This is a genomic window from Mycobacterium sp. NGS54, assembly GCF_059812465.1.
The window spans coordinates 360,171-383,270 of sequence record NZ_JCALCS010000007.1; the positions used below are offsets into that span (position 1 = coordinate 360,171).

A 23,100-nucleotide genomic window follows, 5' to 3' on the forward strand; every position below is an offset into this window, starting at 1 on the left:
ATGCGTGGCGTACAAGGGAGCTATTCCGGACCGGTTATCGACATTTCAAAGCACTTGGGACAAGAACCTCTGTAGGCGCTCCGTCTTGGCGGCCGCGAATATCTGCTCCGGCGGCCCGCATTCCAGGACCTTGCCGCGATCCATGAAAACAACGGTGTCGGATGCCGACCGGGCGAAGCCCATTTCGTGGGTGACGACGATCATCGTCATGCCGTCGGCGCCGAGATCGGCGATGAGTTGCAGAATCCCCTTGACCATTTCGGGATCAAGGGCCGAGGTCGCCTCGTCGAAGAACATCACCTGCGGGGCCATGGCCAGCGCGCGGGCGATAGCGACCCGTTGTTGTTGGCCACCGGACAGCATGCCGGGGCGGGCATCGGCCTTGTGCTTCAGGCCAACTCGGTCCAGCTGGGTGAGCGCGAGGTCCCGAGCGGCGTCCGCGGAGAGCCGCCGCAGCTTGCGGGGCGCCAGCGCAACGTTTTTCAAAACGGACAGGTGCGGGAACAGATTGAAGTGCTGGAAGACCATACCGATGCGCTGGCGCAGCTCGTTGGGATCGTCGCGCAACACCGACCGGCCGTCCAGCAGGATGTCGCCGCTGTCGGGCTCGTTCAGGCGATTCAGGGTGCGCAACAGCGTCGACTTGCCGGAACCGGACGGTCCGATGACGGCGACCGTCGTGCCCGCGGGGGCCTCGAGATCGACGCCGCGCAGCACCAGGTTACCGCCGAGGGATTGGTGAATGTCTTTGGCCGCCAACGATACTGGCGGGCGTCCCGCGGTGTGGGCCGTCACGTGATCTCCTGGCTCAACGGCGTTGCGAGCACGTGGTCGTGGCCTTCGGGCTTACCGGCGGCGCGGCCACGGCGGAGCCGGCCGTCGATGTAGTTCACCAAATGCGTTAACGGGATGGTCAATATCAGGTAGAAGAGACCGGCCGCCACCAACGGCGACAGGCTGCCGGTCTGCGCGTTGAGGTCTCGGCCCACCTGAAACAACTCACGCTGTTGAGCGACCAGGCCGAGGAAGTACACCAACGCGGAGGCCTTCAACAACCCGATGGCCTGGTTGACGAGCGCCGGCAGCACCCGCCGGATGCCCTGCGGCACAACCACCAGACGCATCGCGGCCGCATAGCTGAACCCGAGCGCGCGGGAGGCCTCCAGTTGGCCGGGGTCGACGCTTTGAATGCCCGCGCGCAGAATCTCGCCGATGTAGGCCGCGGCCATCAATCCCAAAGCGGCGATCCCCAACGGGTAGGGATTCTTATGTGTCAGCCCGCCGACCAACGGCCCGATGCCCATCCCGATGATCAGGATGATCACCACTTCGGGAAGACCGCGGAAAATGTCGGTGTAGATCCGCGCCGGCCAGCGCAGCCAGCGCGAATGCGAGATTCCGGCGATTGCCAGTAGCATTCCCAGCGCCAGACCGATAATCAGCGCGCTGTTGGTCAGGATCATCGTGTTGGGCAGACCGACGGTGAGCAGCACCGGGATCGCCTGCCGGTACAGATCCCAGTCGAGGAACGACTCACGCAACTGGTCCAACGTCGACATCGGCGCGGCCGGGCCCACCGGCTCGCGATGGTGGCGCGCGGCGATCGCGGCGAAGTCCGGCAGATGCGGGGCGGGGACCGCTTTGGACCCGGGTTTCCAGCCGGGCGGCATCGTCCGCGGCACCCACTGGCAGTACAGGTTGGCCCAGGTGCCGTCGGCGATGACGGCGTCCAGCCCCGAATTCAGCGCATCGATCAACGGCTGGTTGTCCTTGGCAACCGCAAAGGCCACGAAACTGCCCCGGCTGAAGGTGTTCGCCACGACCACCGCCGGGTCGCTCGGCCGAATTATGGTCGATGCCAGCGTCCCCGGCGCCACCCAGGCGTCGAGCTGGCGGGTCTTGAGATTGGCGTACAGGGTGGCGAAGCCGGGAAACTTCACGGGCTGTAGGTGCAAGTGCTCGACGACGTACGACTCCTCGACGGTGCCCTGGACCACGCCGATGCGCTGGCCGGCCGCGAGGTCGCCGAACGCGTGGATCGGCGAGCCGGGCGGGACGACGAGCGAGTAGAAGCCGAAGTCGTAGCCGTTGGTAAACGAAACCGTGCGACGGCGCGCGTCGGTGGCCTTAACCGATGCCGAGCCGACGTCGAAGCGCCGGGACGCCACCTGGGCGAGCAGCGCGGAGAAGTCCGTGCTGACAAAGCGGACTTGGAGGCCCAGCTTGGTGGCGATGGCGCGCAACAGCTGGTTGTCGAAGCCGCTGAAATCGCCGGTGGGATTGATGCAGATGTTGGGCGGGGCGTCCGACAGCGTGCCGACCGTCAGGACGCCCGGTGCCCCCAGCCCCAACGCGCCGGTGTCCACCGAGCCGAGCGGCTGGACGGTGGCCGTGGTCGCCCGGTCGTCGTCGTCCGTGGACGGGTGCTCGGTCAGATCCTTCGGCAGGACGCGAGCGCTGTCCAGGCCGGCCGGCGCGCACTGATTCCAGTCGGCGGCGGCGGGCGCGGCCAGGGTCAGGCCGCAGACCATCAGCATTGTCATGGTCAGTGCGAAGAGCTTTCGGCACATGGGACGCCGGTCCAGGCGCAAACTCATCACCGCTACCGTATCGGCACACTGGGCAACATGGCGCGCCGAAAAGAGATCTACAGCGCGATCGACGGCTCGTCCTCGGCGGCCTCCGCGCCGGCCAGTACCCGAAGCGGGCCCGCAACGACTTGGCCGATGTCATCCGGCGCGGAGAACACCCTGCGGCGGAACAGCTCGGTGAGCATGGTCTGGGCCATCAGGTTGGACCGGCCGACGCACGCGGCCCGCGCGCCCTCCGGGTCGCGCCGATGTATTGCGGAGGTCTCGTCTTCGTAGAACGGCAACATGTCGTCGCGGCTGCACTGGTAGGTCATCCAGAAGACGCGGGGGATGAGGTCTTGCGAAGCGCGGATCGTGGCGTGCAGCCGCGGCCCCGCGTATTCGTCGTTGATCGTGCGCCGGTATTCCCCGGTGAGGTCCGAAAAGGCGCGGGATTCCTTCGCGGCGCGCAGCGAGCGCATCAGCGCGTCGAGTTGTCCCAGGATCCGGGGCGTGGGGTTGGTTGCCGCGCGCGCCGAGGCAATGCCGTTGAGCAGGCCGTCGAGTTCGTGGTGTTCGAGCACGGTGGCTTCGTCAAACCGCTCGACGAAGGCGCCCCGGTGATAGCGGGTGGACACGATGCCGTCGTGTTCCAGTTGTACGAGGGCCTCTTGAATCGGCACTCGGCTGACCCCTAGCCCGACCGCAATCTCGTTGCGATCGACGCGGTCGCCGCTGCGCAGTTTCCCCGTCAGAACCAGGTTGAGAATGTGTGAAACAACCTGGTCCTTTTCTTTGACCCCGTATTTTTTTGGCATCCGTTTCTTGAGTGCCTTTCCAACCGGTTCGGTCCACCTAGCGCAGAGAGTTTCTCATGTCTTGGCGCGGCGTTCACCTCTTTGGGGGATGAATCGGGGGCGAAACGGGGAACGAATTTTCAGTCAGCGGACCTTAACGTCCGTCGCGCCACTTGCACAGCGCCTCGGCAGCGCTCAGATCGTAATCCGGACCGTCGCACCCGACGGTCAGCATCGTGACCCCGAGGTTCACCAGGGCCTCGGCGTTGTCGATCAGCCGGCCGCCGTTATTCACTGCGGCCGAGCGTTCGATCGCGGCCGGATCCCGGCCGACGTCGGCGCAGTGCCGCTCCAGCACGGCGGATTTGGCCGGCAGCTCGTCGGCGGAGCTGAAGCTGTGCCAGACGTCGGCGTACTCGGCCACCAGCCGCAGGGTCTTGCGTTCACCCCCGCCCCCGATGAGCACGGGGATATCGCGGGTCGGCGCCGGGTTCAGCTTGGCCAGCCGCTCCTTGATCCGCGGCAGCGCGGCCGCCAGGTCGTCGAGGCGGCTGCCGGCGGTGCCGAATTCGTAGCCGTACTCGTCGTAATCCTTTTGCTTCCAGCCGGAACCGATCCCCAGGACGAGTCGCCCCGCGGATATGTGGTCGACGGTGCGGGCCATGTCGGCCAGCAATTCGGGATTGCGATAGGAGTTGCACGTCACCAGCGCACCGATTTGGATGCGCGACGTCTGTTCGGCCCAGGCCCCGAGCATCGTCCAGCATTCGAAATGCGGTCCGTCGGGATTGCCGTAGAGGGGGAAGAAGTGGTCCCAGTTGAAGGCGATGTCGACGCCGATGTCTTCGCAGCGGCGAACCGCCTCGCGAAGCTGGCCGTACTGCGGGGCGTGCTGCGGCTGCAATTGCACGCCGATACGAACGGGACGGTCGGAAGTCATAGCACCCACCGTAGGCTCAGCTCGCGTCGAGCACCCCGCGCAGGACCTCGATCAGCGCGCGAGGTTGGTCGCTCTGCACGGAATGGCCCGAATTGTCGACGACGTGTGCCGCACGGAAATTGCTTGCGCGCCTGCTCAATTCGGCCGCGTCCTCGTCGGTGACGAAGCCCGACGAGCCGCCGCGGATGAGCGTGACGGGTGCCGACAGCCTGTCGACGTCGTCCCACAGGCCGGTGAAGTCGGGGAACACGCGGATGGCGTCGTAGCGCCAGGACCAGTTGCCGTTGTCGAGGCGGCGGGAATTGTGGAACACGCCGCGGCGCAGCGCCTTGACCTCTCGGTGCGGTGCGGCCGCGACGGTCAGGTCCAGCATGGCCTGGAAGCTGGGGAACTCCCGTTCACCGTGCATCAGCGCCACCGTGCCTTGCTGCTCCTTGGTCAGCTCGGAGTGGCGTTGCAACGCCGACGGGGTGACGTCGATCAGGACGAGTTCGTTCACGAGTTCGGGCGCCACCGCGGCCAGCCGGACCGCGGTCAGGCCGCCCAGCGACATGCCGACGACGAGGTCGGCGCTCGCCGCGTGCTCGCGCAGCGCCGGCACCAGGGCGTCGGCGTTCAACTGTGGGGAGTAGTCGCCGTCCTCGCGCCACGCCGAATGCCCGTGCCCGGGCAGATCGACCGCGAGCGCCGGCTCGCCGAGGCCGACGATCACGGTGTCCCAGGTGTGCGCGTTTTGCCCGCCGCCGTGCAGGAAGACAATGCGCGGAGGACGGTCCAATGAGGGGGCGCCCCAGCGCAGCGCGCTGATCTTTCGTTCCGCGGCGCCCGACTCGACCCGCTCCACGTCGGGCAGTGGACCGGGAACGCCGGCCTGCTCAGCGTTTTCGGAAAGCAGCGAGAACTCCGACAGTTCCGCCAGTCGGTCCTCAGATATCTCGGTCACGATCTAAAGACACTACTTTGGGCCGCCCGGCGTGCGTCCAGGGTCTTGCGCGTGCATTCAGGGCTTTGCGCGTGCCGTCACGGCGCGGATTTCTCGGACTTTCCGCCCTCAGCTCACACCGAGAGCCCTCACTGCACACACGCCGCCGTCGGCCCACACGTGAACGCCGCCGAAAACCGGTGTGCGGTGAGGCCGCCAACGCGACCCCACCGCACACCGGTGCAAGGAGAGTTACCCCTCGATGATGAACTCTTCGAGCTGCGCCCGCGCGACGTCGTCGGGCAGCTGTTGCGGCGGGCTCTTCATCAGGTAGGCCGACGCCGGCACCACCGGGCCGCCGATGCCGCGGTCCTTGGCGATCTTGGCCGCCCGCACCGCGTCGATGATGACCCCGGCCGAGTTCGGCGAGTCCCACACCTCGAGCTTGTACTCGAGGTTCAGCGGCACGTCGCCGAACGCGCGGCCCTCCAGCCGCACGTATGCCCACTTGCGGTCGTCGAGCCAGCCCACGTGGTCGGACGGTCCGATGTGCACGTCCTTGGTCTTGAACTCGCGCTGCAGGTTCGAGGTGACCGCCTGCGTCTTGGAGATCTTCTTGGACTCCAGCCGCTCGCGCTCCAGCATGTTGAGGAAGTCCATGTTGCCACCGACGTTGAGCTGCATGGTGCGGTCCAGCTGCACGCCGCGGTCCTCGAACAGCTTGGCCATCACGCGGTGGGTGATGGTGGCGCCGACCTGACTCTTGATGTCGTCGCCGACGATCGGGACGCCCGCGTCCGCAAACTTCTTGGCCCACACCGGGTCCGAGGCGATGAACACCGGCAACGCGTTGACGAACGCCACGCCCGCGTCGATCGCGCACTGCGCGTAGAACTTGTCGGCCTCCTCGGAGCCCACCGGCAGGTAGGACACCAGCACGTCGACGTTGTTCTCCTTGAGCACCTTGACCACGTCGACCGGCTCGGCGTCGGACAGCTCGATGGTGTCGGCGTAGTACTTGCCGATGCCGTCGAGGGTCGGACCGCGTTGCACCGTCACGTTGGTGGGCGGCACGTCGGCGATCTTGATGGTGTTGTTCTCCGACGCGAAGATCGCCTCCGACAGGTCGAACCCGACCTTCTTGGCGTCCACGTCGAACGCGGCCACGAACTTCACGTCGCGGACGTGGTACTGGCCGAACTTCACATGCATCAGGCCGGGCACCGTGTGGGTCTCGTCGGCGTCGAGGTAATACTGCACGCCCTGAACCAGCGACGAGGCACAGTTTCCGACGCCGACGATGGCGACTCGTACCTCTGTCGACGCCTCGGGCGCCCCGAACGGCTTGTGGTCACTCATAGGGCGTTCTCCTAACTTCAATTGCTTCTGTCTTAGGTGTTCTCGTTGCCGGTTTCGTGCAGGGGTTTCACGTCTGTTCGGTGAGGCCTGGCATCGCCCGCTCCGCCGCGATGAGCTCGTTGAGCCACTTGACCTCGCGCTCGCTGGACTCGAGCCCGAGCTGGTGCAGTTGGCGGGTGTAGCGGTCGAACGAGTTGCTCGCCCGCGCCACCGCTTCGCGAAGACCTTCGCGGCGCTCCTCCACCTGACGGCGACGGCCTTCCAGGATGCGCATCCGCGCCTCCGCCGGCGTCCGGTTGAAGAACGCCAGGTGGACCCCGAAGCCGTCGTCGGTGTAGTTGTGCGGACCGGTGTCCGCTACCAGCTCACCGAAGCGTTGCCGGCCCGCGTCGGTCAGTTGGTAGACCCGACGCGCCCGCCGAACCGGGGTGCCGGCAGGCGCGGCGTCCTCGGCTATCAGCCCTTCGACCTGCATGCGCCGCAGGGCCGGGTAGAGCGATCCGTACGAAAACGCCCGGAACGCGCCGAGCAGGCCCGTCAATCGTTTGCGTAGTTCATACCCATGCATGGGCGATTCGATCAGGAGGCCCAGGATGGCGAGCTCAAGCATCGATACACCCCCTCGAGATGGCTTAGGTATGGCTGGTTGCTTTGGCAGACTTAACGGTCCGACGCCTCGCGTCATCGTATCGTCTCGATATATTCGCCACAACACTACCTGTCGTTGGTGCGCTATTTGTCACAGCGGCCAGGTGACGGCTACGACGGCAGATTGACCCGTTTGATGGTGCCGTCACCTGCGAAGACGATGTACCCGCCGCCATAGTCGCTCGACACATACACCGACAGCGAGAGCGAGCCCGGGGTGGTGGGGTCCGTCGCCGGCTCGATCACCAAGTACGTGGTTTTGACGTCGGCCCTCTTCATGCGGAGGCTGTCGGGGGCACCGCGCACGAGGCCGACGGTGGCCACGATGTCGAACTTGGAGAGGTCGACCGCGACGGGACCGTCGGTGGCGGTCTTGGCCGAGCTGGTCGGGTCTCCCCACCCGCCGCGGTAGTCGTAGGCCAGCATGCGGCGGTCGTCGGCGGGGTCGGGACGGTCGAGCACCGCGTAGGTCGGGTAGATCACCAGCCGGAATCCCATGGCGTCGCCGAACCGTTTGCGGGTTTGCTCCATCAGGCCGGTGAGCCCGCCGACCGATAACAGCTCAGTGGGCGGGGTCAGCACCACCGGGCCGACGCCGTCGGGCTTGGCTCCGGGATCCGTCGTGAAATCCAGCGGCGAGCGGGTGTTGCCGTAGAGGCCCCAGCCGATGCCCACCCCGAGCAGCACCGCCACGACGAAGGCGGCGGCCAGCCCGCCCCACCCGCCGAACGACGGCAGCTTCCACGACGCGCGGCTCGGCGGCTGCAAACCGGCGCTGCCGGCCTGCAGGTCCTCCACCAAGGCCCGCAGATCGCCGAGGGTGATCGCGTTGGTCGCCGCGCTGACGCGTTCCCGGTGCTCTTGATTGGATATCTCGCCGTCGTTCAGGGCGTTGTCGAGAATCTGGCAGGCGTCCTGCCGGTCGCTGTCCTTGGCGCGGGTCGTCGATGTCGCCGCGCCGCGGAGCGGTGTTATCCCGAGCAATTTCGCCACGCCGACGATCGTAGAAGTCGCGTTCGGATTCGGCACAGGACGCCGACGCACGATCGCCGCGGCTCGGGCCCGCAACGGCCTCGGTTGCGTATCGGCGGTGCGGGGGGCCACGTACTCTGGTCAGCGTGCGACTGCAGCGACAAGTGGTGGACTACGCGCTTCGGCGGCGATCCCTGCTCGCCGAGGTTTATTCGGGCCGCACGGGTGTATCCGAGGTGTGTGATGCCAACCCGTATCTGCTGCGCGCCGCGAAATTTCACGGGAAACACAGCCAGGTGATGTGCCCAATCTGCCGAAAAGAGCAGCTGACCCTGGTGTCGTGGGTGTTCGGCGACCACCTCGGCGCGGTGTCGGGTTCGGCGCGCACCGCCGAAGAGCTGGTGCTGCTGGCGACCCGCTTCCCGGAGTTTTCCGTACACGTGGTGGAGGTCTGCCGAACCTGCAGCTGGAACCACCTGGTGAAGTCGTACGTGATGGGCGCGGCCCGGCCCCCCAAAGGCACCGGCGGCACCCGGACGGCGCGCAACGGCGCCCGCACGGCCATTGAGTAACGAAGGGCGCCACGACCAGTCGCCCAGTGACCTGAACGAATCAGCGACTGAGCGCGTGGGCAAGCACGCGAGCACCGACCGGCCGGAAAACCCTGACCCGGACCGGCGCGACCCGCCCCCGGGGGCCGGCCGCCGCCGCCCGGTTCCGCCCGATGACCGGTTGACCACGATCCTGCCGCCCGTCGTCGACGACCGCGCCCCCCGGCGGGCCGACCCGATCCAAGAGGTGAAGGCAGCGCTGGATCGCCCCGCGTCCGCGCCCCTGCAAAGCGACCCGCTCGAAGAGGTCAAGGCCGCAATGGACGGACGGGCGACCGCGAAGCCTCCGCGCCGCGACGAGCCGATGTCCGGGCGCCGCCCACCCGAAGGGCCCCCACCCCCGCCGCCGCCCGGGCGGCCCGGTGGGCCCGGCCGACCCGGTGACAGAGCCCCCAGGCCGGGGGTGGACTGGAGCTGGACCCAGCAGATCAACTGGTTGTGGGTGCGACGCGCGGCCTACATCTCCGTGGCGGCGATGGTGCTGCTGCCGATCGTCACCTTCGCCATGGCGTACTTCATCGTCGACGTGCCCAAGCCCGGCAATATCCGCACCAACCAGGTCTCGACCATCCTGGCGAGCGACGGCTCCCAGATCGCCAAAATCATTCCGCCCGAAGGGAACCGGGTCGACGTCAACATCAACCAGGTGCCGGTGCATGTGCGCCAGGCGGTGATCGCGGCCGAAGACCGGAACTTCTATTCCAACCCGGGCATTTCGTTCACCGGGTTCGCGCGCGCGGTCAACAACGACTTGTTCGGCGGCGATCTGCAGGGCGGCTCGACGATCACCCAGCAGTACGTGAAGAACGCGCTCGTCGGTTCGGCGCAGCACGGGTTCAGCGGGCTGATGCGCAAGGCCAAGGAATTGGTCATCGCCACCAAGATGTCGGGGGAGTGGTCCAAAGACGATGTCTTGCAGGCCTATCTGAACATCATCTACTTCGGCCGGGGCGCCTACGGCATTTCGGCCGCGGCCAAGGCCTACTTCGACAAGCCGGTCGACCAGCTCACCGTCTCCGAGGGGGCGCTGTTGGCGGCGCTGATCCGGCGGCCGTCCTCGCTGGACCCGGCCGTCGACCCGAAGGGTGCCGCGGAGCGATGGAACTGGGTGCTCGACGGCATGGTGGAGACCAAGGCGCTGTCACCGAGTGACCGTGCGGCACAGGTATTTCCGGCGACACTGCCGCCCGACCAAGCGCGGGCGCAGAACCAGACCACCGGTCCCAACGGGCTGATCGAGCGCCAGGTGACCAAGGAGCTGATGGAGCTCTTCAACATCGACGAGCAGACCCTGAACACCCAAGGGCTGCAGGTCACCACGACCATCGACCCGAAGGCCCAGCAGGCCGCGGAGAAGGCGGTGTCGAAATACCTTGACGGGCAGGACCCCGACATGCGGTCCGCGGCCGTGTCGGTCGACCCGCACACGGGCGCGATACGCGCGTACTACGGCGGTTCGGACGCCAACGGTTTCGACTTTGCTCAGGCCGGGCTGCAGACCGGATCGTCGTTCAAGGTGTTCGCTCTCGTTGCGGCGCTGCAACAAGGCATCGGCCTGGGCTACCAGGTCGATAGTTCCCCGCTCACCGTCGACGGGATCAAGATCACCAACGTCGACGGCGAGAGCTGTGGGACCTGCAATATCGCCGAGGCGCTGAAGCTTTCGCTCAATACCGCCTATTACCGGCTGATGCTCAAGCTCAAGGGCGGACCGCAGGCCGTCGCCGACGCCGCACACCAGGCGGGCGTCGCGACCAGCTTCCCCGGTGTCGCGCATACGCTGTCGGAGGACGGCAAGGGTGGACCGCCCAACAACGGAATCGTGCTGGGCCAGTACCAAACCCGGCCCATCGACATGGCCTCGGCGTACGCCACGCTGGCCGCGTCCGGCGTCTACCACCGGCCGCACCTGGTGCAAAAGGTCGTCAACGCCGAGGGCCAGGTGCTGTTCGACGCCGGCAATTCGGACAACAACGGCGAGAACCGCATCGAGAAGGGCGTCGCCGACAACGTCACGGCCGCGATGGCCCCGATCGCCGGTTACTCGCGCGGCCACAACTTGTCCGGTGGACGGCCGTCGGCCGCCAAAACCGGGACGGTGCAGCTGGGCGACACGCAGGCGAACAAGGACGCCTGGATGGTCGGCTACACGCCGTCGCTGTCGACCGCGGTATGGGTGGGCACCGTGCAGGACAACGTGCCGCTGGTGACGGCCTCGGGCGCAGAGGTCTACGGTTCCGGGCTGCCGTCGGACATTTGGAAAGCGACCATGGACGGCGCCCTGAAGGGTACTCCTAACGAGACCTTCCCCAAGCCGAGCGAGATCGGTGGCTACGCAGGCGTTCCCGCCGCGCCGCCGCCGCCGGCGCCGCCCGCGGTGACCGTCATCCAACCGACCATCGAGGTGGCGCCCGGGATCACCATCCCGGTCGGTCCGCCGACGACGATCACCAACGCGCCGCCGCCGCCCGGAGGCACGCAACCGGGCGGGCCCCAGCCCCCCGGCGTCCCGCCGGGCGGCCCGCAAGCGCCCCCGCCGTCGCCGTGACCGGCGCGCGGCAGCAGGACAAAACCATCTCACCGCGGCCCCTGGCCGCCGACCTCCGCAGCGCAGACAACCGCGATTGCCCCAGCCGCACCGACGTTTTGGGTGCGGCGCTGGCCGATGTCGTCGGGGGGCCGGTGGGTCGGCACGCGCTGATCGGCCGCACGCGGGTGATGACGCCAGTGCGGGTCATGTTCCTGATCGCGCTGGTGTTCCTGGCGCTCGGCTGGTCGACCAAGGCGGCGTGCCTGCAGAGCACCGGCTCCGGGACCGGCGATCAGCGGGTCGCAAATTGGGAGAACCAACGCGCCTATTACGAGTTGTGCTACTCGGACACGGTGCCGCTCTACGGCGCGGAGTTGTTGAGCCAGGGCAAGTTTCCGTACAAGTCGAGTTGGATCGAGACCGACGGCAGCGGCGCGCCGCAGACGCGCTATGACGGCCGGCCCGCGGTGCGCTACATGGAATATCCGGTGCTGACCGGCGTCTACCAGTACGTGTCGATGGCGGTGGCCAAGACCTACACCGCGCTGAGCAAGGTCGCCCCCCTGCCGGTGGTGGCAGAGGTGGTGATGTTCTTCGACATCGCGGCGTTCGGCCTGGCGTTGGCGTGGCTGGCGACCGTATGGGCGACCGCGGGCCTGTCCGGTCGCCGCATCTGGGACGCCGCCCTGGTGGCTGCGTCGCCGTTGGTGATCTTTCAGATATTCACCAACTTCGATGCTCTGGCAACGGCTTTCGCGATGGGTGGCCTGTTGGCGTGGGCGCGCCGCAAACCGGTGTTGGCCGGTGTGCTCATCGGGCTGGGCGCCGCGGCCAAGCTCTATCCGCTGCTGTTTCTGGGCCCGATGCTGGTGCTGGGTGTCCGGACCGGTCGCCTCGGGGCCCTGGCACGCACGGCGGGGACGGCCGTGGCGATCTGGGTGCTGGTGAATCTGCCTGTGCTGGTACTCTTTCCGCGCGGCTGGTCCGAGTTCTTCCGGCTCAACACACGACGCGGCGACGACATGGACTCGCTGTACAACGTGGTGAAATCGTTCACCGGCTGGCGCGGATTCGATCCACGGCTCGGATTCTGGCAGCCGCCGACCGTTTTGAACGCGGTCGTCGCGGTGTCGTTCGCGCTGTGTTGTGCCGCGATCGCGTATGTCGCGCTCACCGCCCCGAGACGCCCACGGCTGGCGCAGCTGATCTTTCTGGTGGTGGCGGTCTTCCTGCTGACCAACAAGGTGTGGAGCCCCCAGTTCTCGCTGTGGCTGGTGCCGTTGGCGGTCCTGGCGCTGCCGCATCGCCGAATCCTGCTGGCATGGATGACGATTGACGCGCTGGTATGGGTGCCGCGGATGTACTACCTGTACGGCAACCCGAACCGCGGGCTGCCCGAGCAGTTCTTCACCACGACGGTATTGCTGCGCGACATCGCGGTCGTGGCGCTCTGTGCGCTTGTCCTGCGGCAGATCTACCGGCCCGAGGAGGACCTGGTGCGCTGGGGCGGTCGCGTCGACGATCCATCGGGTGGGACCTTCGATCGCGCCTCCGACGCCCCGCCCGGGTGGTTGCCCGACCGGCTGCGTCCGCCGGGGTTGCGGCGCCCGGCGGTGGCGGCGCCCGAAGCTGAAGCCGAGGCGGCGGGAGTGGCGCCGTGACGCTGGTCGCGATCCCGTTGTTCCCGCGGTTCACCGCGCTGGACGCCGTGGGTCCCTACGAAGTGCTGCAGCGCATTCCGTCCGTCGATGTGGTGTTCGTGGGGCACCGCCGCGGCGAGGTGCGCACCGAAAACGGCATGCTCGGCGTCGCCTGCGATGCGGCCTTCGACGAAGTCGGCGCCCCCGACGTGGTGGTGGTGCCCGGCGGCATCGGGACCCGCACGCTGATCCACGACGAGGGAGGAGAGGCCATCCGGGCTTGGCTGCGATCGGTGCACCCCAACACCACGTTCACCACGTCGGTGTGCACCGGGTCGCTGTTGCTGGCCGCCGCCGGCTTACTCGACGGGCTCACCGCGACGACCCATTTCAGCGCTGCGGGTTTGTTGAACGAGCTGGGCGCGCGCTATGTGCCCGAACGAGTTGTCGAGCACCTGCCGCAGCGAATCATCACCGCCGCCGGGGTGTCCAGCGGCATCGACATGGCCCTGCGGTTGGTCGAGCTGCTCGTCGACCGAGAGGCCGCGCAGGCCGCTCAGTTGTTGATCGAATATGACCCGCAGCCGCCGTTCGATTCCGGGTCGCTCGCCAAGGCCGACGACGCGACGCGGGCCAGGGCCAAGGAATACTCCCAACGCCGCAAGTGAGCCACCCGCCGGACGATTTTTCGGGCGGGCCCCGCGTCCGGTACCCTGGGGCGGTTGCCGACGCAGGCGACCCTCCTGCCGCGGACCGACCGTGGCCGTACAGACCAGAGGAGGTGGTGAGGTTTCCATGCGTCCATACGAAATCATGGTCATTCTTGACCCCACGCTCGACGAACGCACCGTTGCCCCGTCCTTGGAGACGTTCCTCAACGTCGTCCGCAAGGATGGCGGGACCGTCGACAAGGTCGACATCTGGGGCAAGCGCCGCTTGGCCTACGAGATCGCCAAGCACGCCGAGGGCATCTACGTCGTCGTCGACCTGAAGGCCGAGCCGGCGACGGTGTCCGAGCTCGACCGCCAGCTCAGCCTCAACGAGTCGGTGCTGCGCACCAAGGTGATGCGCACCGACAAGCACTGACTGCCGAGTGTCGTCGGAGCTGCGTACGCTCAGCGGGAACACACTGATGTCTATCCCCCGTCCAAAGGCGACGAGCAGGGTGGAACGAGGAGGAACCTGTGGCTGGTGACACCACTATCACCGTTGTCGGCAACCTGACCGCCGACCCCGAACTGCGGTTCACTCCCTCGGGTGCCGCCGTCGCGAACTTCACCGTGGCGTCGACGCCGCGGATCTACGACCGGCAGAGCGGGGAATGGAAGGACGGCGAGGCGCTGTTCCTGCGGTGCAACATCTGGCGGGAGGCGGCCGAGAACGTCGCGGAAAGCCTCACTCGTGGCGCCAGGGTGATCGTCACCGGCCGGCTCAAGCAGCGTTCGTTCGAGACCCGTGAGGGCGAGAAGCGCACCGTCGTCGAGGTCGAGGTCGACGAGATCGGCCCCTCGCTTCGGTACGCCACCGCCAAGGTCAACAAGGCCAGCCGTAGCGGCGGCGGGGGCGGTGGCTTCGGCGGGGGCGGCGGCTCCCGCCCGGCGGCGGCCCCGGCGGCCCAGCCGAGTGGCGGGTCGGGGGACGACCCGTGGGGCAGCGCCCCGGCCTCGGGGTCCTTCGGCGGCGGCGACGACGAGCCACCCTTCTAAATCAGAACTTCAGACCAGCAACAAAAGGAAAGAAAGACAGACATGGCCAAGTCCACCAAGCGGCGCCCGGCTCCGGAAAAGCCGATCAAGGCGCGCAAATGCGTCTTCTGCGCCAAAAAGGGTCAAGCGATCGACTACAAGGACACCACGCTGTTGCGCACCTACATCAGCGAGCGCGGCAAGATCCGCGCGCGCCGGGTAACCGGGAACTGCGTTCAGCACCAGCGCGACATCGCCATCGCGGTGAAGAACGCGCGCGAGGTGGCCCTGCTGCCCTTCACCTCCTCGACGCGGTAGCCGCCGAGAGCCAACCGAAAGTACTGACGAACAATGAAGCTGATTCTGACGGCTGACGTCGACCACCTCGGGACCGTCGGCGACGCGGTCGAGGTCAAGGACGGGTACGGTCGCAACTTCCTGCTCCCGCGCGGCTTGGCGATCCTGGCCTCGCGCGGCGCGCAGAAGCAGGCCGACGAGATTCGCCGGGCCCGCGAGACCAAGACCGTGCGCGACCTCGAGCATGCCAACGAAATCAAGTCGGCGATCGATGCGCTGGGCCCCGTCACGTTGCCGGTGAAGGCCGCGGGCGACACGGGCAAGCTGTTCGGTTCGGTGACCGCCGGTGCCATCGTCACGGCCATCAAGAAGGCGGGCGGACCCAACCTCGACAAGCGGGTCGTGCGGCTGCCCAAGGCGCACATCAAGGCCGTCGGCACGTATGCGGTCTCGGTGCACCTGCACCCCGAGATCGACGCCGACGTCGCGCTCGACGTCGTGGCGGATAGCTAACTAAGTAGCGTTTGCTCCCTTCCGGAAGGCGGCCGTGGATCGGCCGCCTTCGGGCGTTTGGCGCCTGCGCGCGCTTCGGCGCGGCTTTCTAAGGCCGCCGAGTTTGCTCGGCTGGCGAACTCTTTCAGGGGTGCCGCCGAGGGCACCTCTTAACCACCTGGTAACTCGGCGAAAATATGGCCGAAAGCCAACACGCCCGACGCAGTAACCTGCGACGACACGCCGTAGAGATTCTTGTCCACACCAAACGGGACGAGTTGTACGACCCTTATCAGCAGTGATGTCGCAGTGTCTCGAATTAATCCACAGGTTCTCCACACCCCGCTCAACACAGGTGTCGAAGGATATCCACACACGATGCACAGCGTTATGAACAACGGCCCCTTTAAGTACTGGCCAGCAACGTTTACGGTCGTCCCGGCGCGATGCGATATGGGTTCATGTGGTCGTTGGTGTCGCCGCCTTGACTTAAGCTCTGAACGTCGGTTCGAATATATGTTCGGGTACTCGTGCTAGGGGAGGTGAGAGTCCGTGGCGGTCGTCGATGACCTCGCGCCAGGCATGGGCTCGCCGCCGCCCAACGAAGAGTTCGGTCGTCAGCCACCGCAGGATCTGGCCGCGGAGCAGTCGGTGCTGGGCGGCATGCTGCTCAGCAAGGACGCCATCGCCGACGTGCTGGAGCGGCTGCGGCCCGGCGACTTCTACCGCCCCGCGCATCAGAACGTTTACGACGCGATCCTGGACCTCTACGGGCGCGGGGAGCCGGCCGACGCGGTGACGGTGGCCGCCGAACTGGACCGCCGCGGCATGCTGCGCCGCATCGGCGGCGCGCCGTATCTGCACACGCTGATCTCGACGGTGCCGACGGCGGCCAACGCGGGCTACTACGCCGGCATCGTCGCCGAGAAGGCGCTGCTGCGCCGGTTGGTGGAGGCCGGGACGCGGGTCGTGCAGTACGGCTACGCGGGAGCCGAGGGCGCCGACGTGGCCGAGATCGTCGACCGCGCCCAGGCCGAAATCTACGACGTGGCCGACCGCCGGATGTCCGAGGACTTCGTTCCGCTCGAGGACCTGCTGCAGCCGACCATGGACGAGATCGACGCCATCGCGTCGAGCGGTGGTGTGTCGCGCGGCGTGCTGACCGGTTTCACCGAGCTCGACGAGGTGACCAACGGCCTGCATCCCGGGCAGATGATCATCGTGGCGGCGCGACCCGGCGTGGGTAAGGCGCTGGCACTGGATACGCCGCTCCCAACGCCGGCCGGCTGGACCACGATGGGTGACGTCGCGGTAGGCGATGAGTTGCTCGACGCCGACGGGCGCCCGACGCGGGTGGTAGCCGCCACCGAAGTGATGCTGGGCCGGCCCTGCTACGAGGTGGAGTTCTCCGACGGGACAGCGATCGTCGCCGACGCCGCGCACCAATGGCCCACAACTCGTGGTATCCGGACGTCGGCGCAGCTGCGGTCCGGCTGGGACACGATTGCCGCGGCCGGGGCGACGCCGCGCTACGGCTCCCTTTCAACCACGACTGCCTTGTTAGCTCCCGTATTGCAGATCGACTCGGTTCGCCGGGTCGACAGCGCGCCGGTGCGTTGCGTCCAGGTGGACAACGCCGCGAGTCTGTATCTGGCGGGCCCAGGAATGGTGCCGACCCACAATTCGACCCTGGGCCTGGACTTCATGCGGTCGTGTTCGATCAAGCACCGGCTGGCCAGCGTCATCTTCTCGCTGGAGATGAGCAAGTCCGAGATCGTGATGCGGCTGTTGTCGGCCGAGGCCAAAATCAAGCTGGCCGATATGCGTTCGGGCCGTATGAGCGACGACGACTGGACGCGGCTGGCGCGCCGGATGAGCGAAATCAGTGAGGCGCCACTGTATATCGACGACTCGCCAAATCTGACCATGATGGAGATCCGCGCGAAGGCGCGCCGGCTGCGGCAGAAGGCGGACCTCCGGCTGGTCGTGATCGACTACATGCAGTTGATGACGTCGGGCAAGAAGCACGAGTCGCGCCAGGTGGAAGTCTCCGAATTCTCAAGGCACCTCAAGCTTTTGGCGAAAGAGCTCGAGGTTCCGGTGGTGGCGATCAGCCAGCTGAACCGCGGTCCCGAGCAACGCACCGACAAGAAGCCGATGCTGTCCGACCTCCGCGAGTCGGGCTGTCTGACCGCATCGACGCGGATTCTGCGCGCTGACACGGGCGCCGAGGTCACGTTTGGTGAGCTGATGCGGACGGGCGAGCGCCCGCTGGTGTGGTCGCTGGACGAGCAGCTGCACATGGTCGCGCGACCGATGACGAACGTATTTCCGAGTGGGCGCAAGGAGGTGTTCCGGCTTCGCCTGGCGTCGGGCCGCGAGGTCGAGGCCACCGGTAACCACCCGTTCATGAAGCTCGACGGCTGGACTCCGTTGGAGCAGCTCAAGGTTGGCGATCGCATCGCCGCACCCCGCCGCGTTCCCGAGCCCGTCGACACGCAGCGGATGGATGATTCAGCAGTAATCCTGCTTGCGCACATGATCGGCGACGGGTCGTGCGTAAAGAAGCAGCCGATCCGCTACGCATCGATCGACGAGGCGAACCTCGCCGCAGTGACGATTTCCGCCGCACACTTTGGGGTGAAGGCGATCCGCGATGACTATGCGGCGGCGCGCGTGACTACGCTGCGGTTGCCATCGCCGGAGCGATTGGCGCGCGGCCGGCGTAACCCGATTGCTGCATGGCTCGATGGACTGGGTCTGTTCGGCAAGCGCAGTCACGAGAAGTTCGTGCCGGAGGCCGTATTTCGTGCACCCAACGACCAGGTGGCACTGTTCCTGCGGCACCTGTGGGCAACCGACGGCTCCGTTTGCTGGAACAACTCGACTGATGCCGCACAGATCTACTACGCCTCGACGAGTCGGCGTCTGGTCGATGACGTCATGCAGTTGCTACTCCGATTCGGCGTGTTTTCCCGGATAGCACGTGTGCGCAAGCTTGGTTACCGCGATTGTTGGTCCCTGTATATCGACAGGGCGGAGAATCAGGGCAGGTTCCTTAGGAATATCGGTGTCCACGGCATGCGAGGTGAGGCTGCGCGCGAAGTTCTCGCTAAGCTGGGTGCCCGCATCGGGCGCCCAGGCGCGGACACTATCCCCCAAGAAGTGTGCGATAAAATCGCAAAAGCATTGACCGTCAAGAGCATGACGCATCACGAACTTTCAACCGCGATGAATTCGAACTTTGCCAATGCGACAAGAAGATTCGCGCCGGGTCGGTCGCGACTGCACAGCGTGGCCGCGATGCTCGAAGACCCCGAGCTTCACGCTCTGGCCACCAGCGATGTGTTTTGGGACAAGGTCGTGGAGATCAGTAGCCTCGGTGAAGTCGATGTATACGACGGCACGGTTCCCGGCACGAATAACTTTGTAGCACAAGGGATTTCGGTCCATAATAGCCTCGAACAAGATGCCGACGTCGTCATCCTGCTGCACCGACCGGACGCGTTCGAGCGTGACGATCCGCGTGGCGGAGAGGCGGATTTCATTCTCGCCAAACACCGCAACGGCCCGACCAAGACGGTGACGGTCGCGCACCAGCTGCACTTGTCGCGCTTCGCCAACATGGCGAGGTGAAGCCTCCGAGGGGTCTCTTCAGTATGGGGGCTAGCTGAGGCCGAAGGCCTCGTGCCGCAAATTGATTCGTGGGTTGCCCGGCGTGGGTGAGGCTCTCTACGTCGGTTCTCGCATTCGGTGTCATCGTCTCACGTTCAATGTCATCTCGGTGTAGGGGGATCTCGACGTCTCCCGATGGGTGCGCGCTGCCGGCGGTATCGAAGAGGGCAGCGCGTGGTGGCAGGCACCAGATGCGCTGGCCCGCAGTGGCTTTAGGGATCGCGCACGTCACGCGAGGCGAGCAACCCAGCTGGTCGGTCTGGCCATCTGCGTCGACCTGCCAGGTGGTGTCGCGGCACGAGTTGGGTCCGCCGTGAGGGTCCGCTCTATTGCGCGCCGATCGGGTGATAGGTGGGCACATCGTTGGGCCGCGTCATTGTTGAAGTCCGTAGGCCGAGCAGGACGGCGAGCAGGACGGGGAATTCCAGGTAGGCGTGGTAACTGGCGAAGGCCGAGTACAGCGCCTTGCCGGCCGCGTAGTCAATCGCGAACAAAACGGCCAAGACGGCGCCTAAGCCGGCGCCGAGCGCCCAGGCCCGCCGGCCTGTCAGCCACGGCGCCCGTATCTCGAATGCCCGTGCCGCGTCGGGTGCGTAGCGGGGAAGGAAGAACACCCAGACGAAGTAGTGCATCGTCTGCAGGAAGGCGAACACGACGAGCAGTCTCACTCCGACTTCCGTGATCACGGCTGCAGGCGGAGCGCTGGCGGCCACGATCGGGCGCGGGTTGCCGGCGAACCCGGCCAACGATGAGCTCAACCCGCCGAGGTGGGCGTCGAAGACTCCGCTGAGCAGCAGCGCTGGGACGGCGAGGATCCAGCCAACTTGTGCCGACCTAAACCAGCGTCGTGTGGCCGGGGTGGGCAGCCGAGCAGACCATTCCCACAGGAAAAACAGCGGCACGACGTTGTGTAGATGAGCGAGCACCACGAAGTGGTAGCCCGGCCAGCTGAGCGAGGCGGTCGCGGCGGCGGCCAGCACCGCTAACGAAAGCACTAGCGTCGGCCCGCGCAGTACGGCCACGCAGGCGGCCCCGATGACCGCGTACCCGATGATGATCTCGGCCAGCCGGGCGGGCTCGCCGACGACCATGCCGGCCAGCCGGCATAACACGATCGCTGTGATCAGCCCCAGCAGCCAAAGCAGAAGCCGGCCCGACAGGATGTTAGCGAAACGTCCGCAGACGTAACGCAGTTCCAAGATGTTGTGCAAGACTCCGAAGGCCATTAATCCGAGGACCGTGGTGGCCAGAGGGGCGCGGACCGCGACGATCAGTGCGACCGCGGCGGCCAGAACGAATAGCCAGATCACCCGTAGAGTCATCGGATGTCCCAGTTGGCCGCATTCGGTCTGACCCTCGCGGTCGAAATACCGTGGTACGTGGGTGGTCTCGTCGCCCTTGTGGGGTTGCGGTGGTGGCGGGCGCTCCTGCTGGGAGTGGCGGTAAACATGTGCAGCCATCCCGTGCTGTGGTGGGCACTCGCGCCGGATCCGACCCTGGCCCGCCTGCTAGTAGCCGAGACCGTGGTCACCGCGGCCGAGGCGGTACTGCTGGCGGTGGCTATCCGCCGCGACCTCGCCGTGCTGGCAGTGCTCAGCCTCGGCGCGAATGCCTCGTCGCTGCTCACCGGGCTGCTTCTCAGCGGGTAGGAGGGCCGGGCGGAGGTGGTGGGGCACCGGGTGGTGCTGGTGGGCCGGGCGGCGGCCAGGAGGGCGGAGTCGGCGGCCTGCGCCGCCGCGATCGGCGCACCAAAATCGTGACCACCACGATCGCCGCGATGACGACCAGCACAAAGAGTACGACAACAACGAGGGGCGCCACCGTCGCCGAGGGAGCCAAATCCGCGAGCAAGCTGACCACGCCGCTGACGATACCGATCAATCTTGCAGAATGACCGCCATTATGTCGTGATCGCCTTTAGATCGTTGATACTGGTTGCCGATGCCGAGTGCTCGCACCACCAACTCGCCGATCGCGCCTCCCACTGGGAGATCGCGGACCCATGGCCAAGCCTGGAGTTAACCCGCGCCCGGGTGATACTTATGCCCCTCATAACGCCCGCCGGTGAAGCGCTGAGGCATGGATTGGGCGCACCCCCCGTGATTCTGATCGTTGGACCGCAGGGACGCTGCCATAAAAGACCGGAAGTTCTACTCGCCGTGCGTTCCCGCTAAAGCGACTTCACCATGGGCAGTGACAGCGACCGCACCGTGAGATACCGTTCTGGTCCCCGGCCTGCTCGGCATCGGGTGTGGGGCAGCATCCGCGCCCGTGACGGGCACAGCAATAGGTCGCCGGTGCGATAATTGCAGCCATGCGGAACCGGCAGTCGTGCTGGCCAGCCTTGCTCGCCCTGACCGCAATTCTTCTGGCGTGCTCCTCTTGCAAGACGCCGCCACAACCCCCGAGACCGTCCGGGTCCGCGACGATGTCCTCAACTGGCCCCCCGCCGCTAACCACTGCCATAGTGCTGCCTTTTCATCCCATGGAGCTGACGTTTAGCTCCACGGCAAACAAGTTGTATGCGACTGGCCTCGAGGGGGGACCGCCACGAATGGGGGCGTACGTCGTCTCGCTGTCGGCGCCAGCCGGGCCCATTGAGCGTTTGGATACATCGATTGGCGACCTTCCTGAGCACATCGTGGTCAATGACAAGCTCAGGCGTGGCTACGCGCTCGTGCCGGGGGCGCTCAAGGTGTTCAGCACGGACTCGGACACTCTCATTTCGACCAGCGAGAAACCGTCCTGCTCCCCGCAGGTGCTTGCCATCAGCCAGGCGACGGGCGTTGTGTATGGCGGTGGAGTCTCTGACAAGGGCGAGTGCCTCGTTCAGTTCGATCCCGACGGCCGCATTGTCCGCGAGAATGTCGTCGCATCACACGTCAAGGGCCAGAATATGTTGGTTCAAAGGATTGCGGTGGACTCGGCGAGTGGCGATGTTCTGTATACGAATCCATCCAGTATCGGGCGTGCCGACCAGATGTTGAGGGAAAAATGGCGCACGCCAGTCGGCGGGCCAGGCGAAATACAGGACCTGGGCTTCGAGCCACAGACGGACACTGCCTACATCACTGTCGGTCAGTTCCCGGTCATCTCGCCCACGAGAATTTCAGTCCTCGACGGTCGCACTGGCAAGCAAAAGGGTGAGTTCAGCGGCCCGGGATGGACGACCGAGTTTGCGTCTACTGAGGATGGCCGATTGTTCGTCGCATACTTCAACTCGAACGATATCTACATGCTCTCCGACGCAACGAACACCCCGACGAAATTCGCGTCGCTCGGCGATATTCCCGGATCGTCTCCCAGCGACCCCAAATGGCTGTTTGTCGACACCGTCGGGCACCGGCTTTTTGTCTCGCCCGGCGGTGACGCGCACAAGATCCTGCTTTACCAGTACTGACTGGTGCTCGTTGTTGAGCGCTTCCACGCGCTCAAGGATCGACCCCGGCGACGCGAACACCTTTAAGCCGAGCTGTGCTACGCCCCTAAAGGGGGTGTGGCCGGCTGCCAGCACTTGTCGTTCCGCCGACCCTGACCGTCTGGGCCGCATACCTGCGCCGGTAAGGGATCACTCGCCAGTGGCGGCGCCATCTTGGTCAGTCCGGCAGCAAACCAAAGAGACCGCGGTTACAGTGGGGCGAACGCAGAGGCGCAACCCTCCGAGCTACGCGGTGCCGTTGCGCTCATAGCGCTAACAACAATCTGGAGAACCGTGAGCATCAACCCGTTCGATGACGACAACGGCAGCTTTCTCGTCCTGGTTAACCACGAGGAACAACACAGCCTGTGGCCGGCCTTCGCCGAGGTTCCAGGCGGCTGGCAGGTGGTCTTCGGCGAAGACACCCGGCAGGCGTGCCTGGACTACGTCGAGCAGAATTGGCCCGACATACGCCCGAAGACTCTGCGCGAGCGGCTCGCGTAGGGCCTTCGTCAGTTGAGCCGGCTGTTGGGTGGAGAGTCGG

The 23,100-nt window shown here is 66.2% G+C and carries 21 protein-coding genes and 1 pseudogene; 13 read left to right on the forward strand and 9 right to left on the reverse strand.

Annotated elements, in window-relative coordinates; translation table 11 throughout:
• Positions 1–45 precede the first annotated feature (45 nt).
• The 8 genes from AC5Y5E_RS23900 to AC5Y5E_RS23935 all read right to left on the reverse strand — a co-directional run bounded on the left by AC5Y5E_RS23900 (position 46) and on the right by AC5Y5E_RS23935 (position 8,229).
• Complete coding sequence (locus AC5Y5E_RS23900; protein WP_499905511.1) at positions 46–795, reverse strand: amino acid ABC transporter ATP-binding protein; 750 nt, start codon at positions 793–795, stop codon at positions 46–48.
• Positions 792–2,597 (reverse strand): ABC transporter substrate-binding protein/permease, encoded by a 1,806-nt coding sequence (locus AC5Y5E_RS23905; protein ID WP_499905512.1) that lies wholly within the window; start codon positions 2,595–2,597, stop codon positions 792–794. The genes AC5Y5E_RS23900 and AC5Y5E_RS23905 overlap by 4 nt, the downstream gene beginning before the upstream one ends.
• A 50-nt stretch (positions 2,598–2,647) precedes the next feature.
• On the reverse strand, positions 2,648–3,388 hold the full coding sequence (locus AC5Y5E_RS23910; RefSeq protein ID WP_499905513.1) for a GntR family transcriptional regulator: 741 nt from the start codon (positions 3,386–3,388) through the stop codon (positions 2,648–2,650).
• 133 nt (positions 3,389–3,521) lie between these two features.
• A complete protein-coding gene (locus AC5Y5E_RS23915) occupies positions 3,522–4,307 on the reverse strand; it encodes an LLM class F420-dependent oxidoreductase (protein WP_499905514.1) in 786 nt (261 codons plus the stop codon).
• A 16-nt stretch (positions 4,308–4,323) separates the two neighbouring features.
• Complete coding sequence (locus AC5Y5E_RS23920) at positions 4,324–5,250, reverse strand: Rv0045c family esterase (protein WP_499905516.1); 927 nt, start codon at positions 5,248–5,250, stop codon at positions 4,324–4,326.
• A 231-nt stretch (positions 5,251–5,481) separates the two neighbouring features.
• Positions 5,482–6,588, reverse strand: a complete 1,107-nt coding sequence (locus AC5Y5E_RS23925; RefSeq protein ID WP_499878300.1) for an inositol-3-phosphate synthase — start codon at positions 6,586–6,588, stop codon at positions 5,482–5,484.
• Positions 6,589–6,655: 67 nt separating this feature from the next.
• The gene (locus AC5Y5E_RS23930) at positions 6,656–7,198 is read right to left on the reverse strand and encodes a PadR family transcriptional regulator (RefSeq protein WP_499905517.1); all 543 of its coding nucleotides are present in this window, start codon (positions 7,196–7,198) and stop codon (positions 6,656–6,658) included.
• 149 nt (positions 7,199–7,347) lie between these two features.
• The gene (locus tag AC5Y5E_RS23935; RefSeq protein ID WP_499905518.1) at positions 7,348–8,229 is read right to left on the reverse strand and encodes a DUF1707 SHOCT-like domain-containing protein; all 882 of its coding nucleotides are present in this window, start codon (positions 8,227–8,229) and stop codon (positions 7,348–7,350) included.
• 125 nt (positions 8,230–8,354) lie between these two features.
• Between AC5Y5E_RS23935 and AC5Y5E_RS23940 the strand changes: the two genes are divergently transcribed.
• The 9 genes and pseudogenes from AC5Y5E_RS23940 (at position 8,355) to AC5Y5E_RS23980 (ending at position 19,099) form a co-directional block, all read left to right on the forward strand.
• A complete protein-coding gene (locus AC5Y5E_RS23940) occupies positions 8,355–8,780 on the forward strand; it encodes a DUF5318 family protein (RefSeq protein ID WP_499905520.1) in 426 nt (141 codons plus the stop codon).
• Positions 8,773–11,367, forward strand: a complete 2,595-nt coding sequence (locus AC5Y5E_RS23945) for a transglycosylase domain-containing protein (RefSeq protein WP_499905521.1) — start codon at positions 8,773–8,775, stop codon at positions 11,365–11,367. Before AC5Y5E_RS23940 ends, AC5Y5E_RS23945 begins: the two co-directional genes overlap by 8 nt.
• A pseudogene (locus tag AC5Y5E_RS23950) lies at positions 11,364–13,050 on the forward strand (glycosyltransferase family 87 protein); the annotation flags it as partial. The gene AC5Y5E_RS23945 and the pseudogene AC5Y5E_RS23950, both read left to right, overlap by 4 nt.
• Entirely contained in the window at positions 13,007–13,657 is a 651-nt protein-coding gene (locus AC5Y5E_RS23955; protein ID WP_499905522.1) for a DJ-1/PfpI family protein, read from the forward strand. The pseudogene AC5Y5E_RS23950 and the gene AC5Y5E_RS23955, both read left to right, overlap by 44 nt.
• 127 nt (positions 13,658–13,784) lie before the next feature.
• On the forward strand, positions 13,785–14,075 hold the full coding sequence (gene rpsF, locus AC5Y5E_RS23960; protein WP_044509152.1) for a 30S ribosomal protein S6: 291 nt from the start codon (positions 13,785–13,787) through the stop codon (positions 14,073–14,075).
• Between the two features lie 98 nt (positions 14,076–14,173).
• Entirely contained in the window at positions 14,174–14,695 is a 522-nt protein-coding gene (locus AC5Y5E_RS23965; RefSeq protein ID WP_499905524.1) for a single-stranded DNA-binding protein, read from the forward strand.
• A 42-nt stretch (positions 14,696–14,737) separates the two neighbouring features.
• Positions 14,738–14,992 (forward strand): 30S ribosomal protein S18, encoded by a 255-nt coding sequence (rpsR, locus tag AC5Y5E_RS23970; RefSeq protein WP_066935440.1) that lies wholly within the window; start codon positions 14,738–14,740, stop codon positions 14,990–14,992.
• Between the two features lie 33 nt (positions 14,993–15,025).
• Complete coding sequence (rplI, locus tag AC5Y5E_RS23975) at positions 15,026–15,484, forward strand: 50S ribosomal protein L9 (protein ID WP_499905525.1); 459 nt, start codon at positions 15,026–15,028, stop codon at positions 15,482–15,484.
• Positions 15,485–16,015: 531 nt separating this feature from the next.
• The gene (locus AC5Y5E_RS23980; protein WP_499905526.1) at positions 16,016–19,099 is read left to right on the forward strand and encodes a replicative DNA helicase; all 3,084 of its coding nucleotides are present in this window, start codon (positions 16,016–16,018) and stop codon (positions 19,097–19,099) included.
• Positions 19,100–19,464: 365 nt separating this feature from the next.
• Here AC5Y5E_RS23980 and AC5Y5E_RS23985 read toward each other — a convergent pair whose 3' ends face one another.
• Positions 19,465–20,460 carry a hypothetical protein gene (locus AC5Y5E_RS23985; protein ID WP_499905528.1) on the reverse strand — a complete coding sequence of 332 codons (996 nt, stop codon included), beginning with the start codon at positions 20,458–20,460 and terminating at the stop codon, positions 19,465–19,467.
• 3 nt (positions 20,461–20,463) lie between these two features.
• Here AC5Y5E_RS23985 and AC5Y5E_RS23990 point away from each other — a divergent pair, with 3 nt between their 5' ends.
• From AC5Y5E_RS23990 to AC5Y5E_RS24005, 4 genes are all read left to right on the forward strand, one after another.
• The gene (locus AC5Y5E_RS23990) at positions 20,464–20,787 is read left to right on the forward strand and encodes a hypothetical protein (RefSeq protein WP_499905529.1); all 324 of its coding nucleotides are present in this window, start codon (positions 20,464–20,466) and stop codon (positions 20,785–20,787) included.
• Positions 20,788–20,894: 107 nt separating this feature from the next.
• Complete coding sequence (locus tag AC5Y5E_RS23995; protein WP_499905531.1) at positions 20,895–21,032, forward strand: hypothetical protein; 138 nt, start codon at positions 20,895–20,897, stop codon at positions 21,030–21,032.
• A 660-nt stretch (positions 21,033–21,692) separates the two neighbouring features.
• Entirely contained in the window at positions 21,693–22,538 is an 846-nt protein-coding gene (locus AC5Y5E_RS24000; RefSeq protein ID WP_499905532.1) for a hypothetical protein, read from the forward strand.
• A 312-nt stretch (positions 22,539–22,850) separates the two neighbouring features.
• Positions 22,851–23,060, forward strand: a complete 210-nt coding sequence (locus AC5Y5E_RS24005; RefSeq protein ID WP_499905534.1) for an MbtH family protein — start codon at positions 22,851–22,853, stop codon at positions 23,058–23,060.
• Positions 23,061–23,100 lie beyond the last annotated feature (40 nt).

Coding starts and splice junctions, on each gene's coding strand:
- AC5Y5E_RS23905 (WP_499905512.1), bottom strand. CDS start 2,597: ATGAGTTTGCGCCTGGACCGGCGTCCCATGTGCCGAAAGCTCTTCGCA.
- AC5Y5E_RS23910 (WP_499905513.1), bottom strand. CDS start 3,388: ATGCCAAAAAAATACGGGGTCAAAGAAAAGGACCAGGTTGTTTCACAC.
- AC5Y5E_RS23915 (WP_499905514.1), bottom strand. CDS start 4,307: ATGACTTCCGACCGTCCCGTTCGTATCGGCGTGCAATTGCAGCCGCAG.
- AC5Y5E_RS23925 (WP_499878300.1), bottom strand. CDS start 6,588: ATGAGTGACCACAAGCCGTTCGGGGCGCCCGAGGCGTCGACAGAGGTA.
- AC5Y5E_RS23930 (WP_499905517.1), bottom strand. CDS start 7,198: ATGCTTGAGCTCGCCATCCTGGGCCTCCTGATCGAATCGCCCATGCAT.
- rpsF (WP_044509152.1), top strand. CDS start 13,785: ATGCGTCCATACGAAATCATGGTCATTCTTGACCCCACGCTCGACGAA.
- rpsR (WP_066935440.1), top strand. CDS start 14,738: ATGGCCAAGTCCACCAAGCGGCGCCCGGCTCCGGAAAAGCCGATCAAG.
- rplI (WP_499905525.1), top strand. CDS start 15,026: ATGAAGCTGATTCTGACGGCTGACGTCGACCACCTCGGGACCGTCGGC.
- AC5Y5E_RS23985 (WP_499905528.1), bottom strand. CDS start 20,460: ATGACTCTACGGGTGATCTGGCTATTCGTTCTGGCCGCCGCGGTCGCA.
- AC5Y5E_RS23990 (WP_499905529.1), top strand. CDS start 20,464: ATGTCCCAGTTGGCCGCATTCGGTCTGACCCTCGCGGTCGAAATACCG.
- AC5Y5E_RS24000 (WP_499905532.1), top strand. CDS start 21,693: ATGGGGGCGTACGTCGTCTCGCTGTCGGCGCCAGCCGGGCCCATTGAG.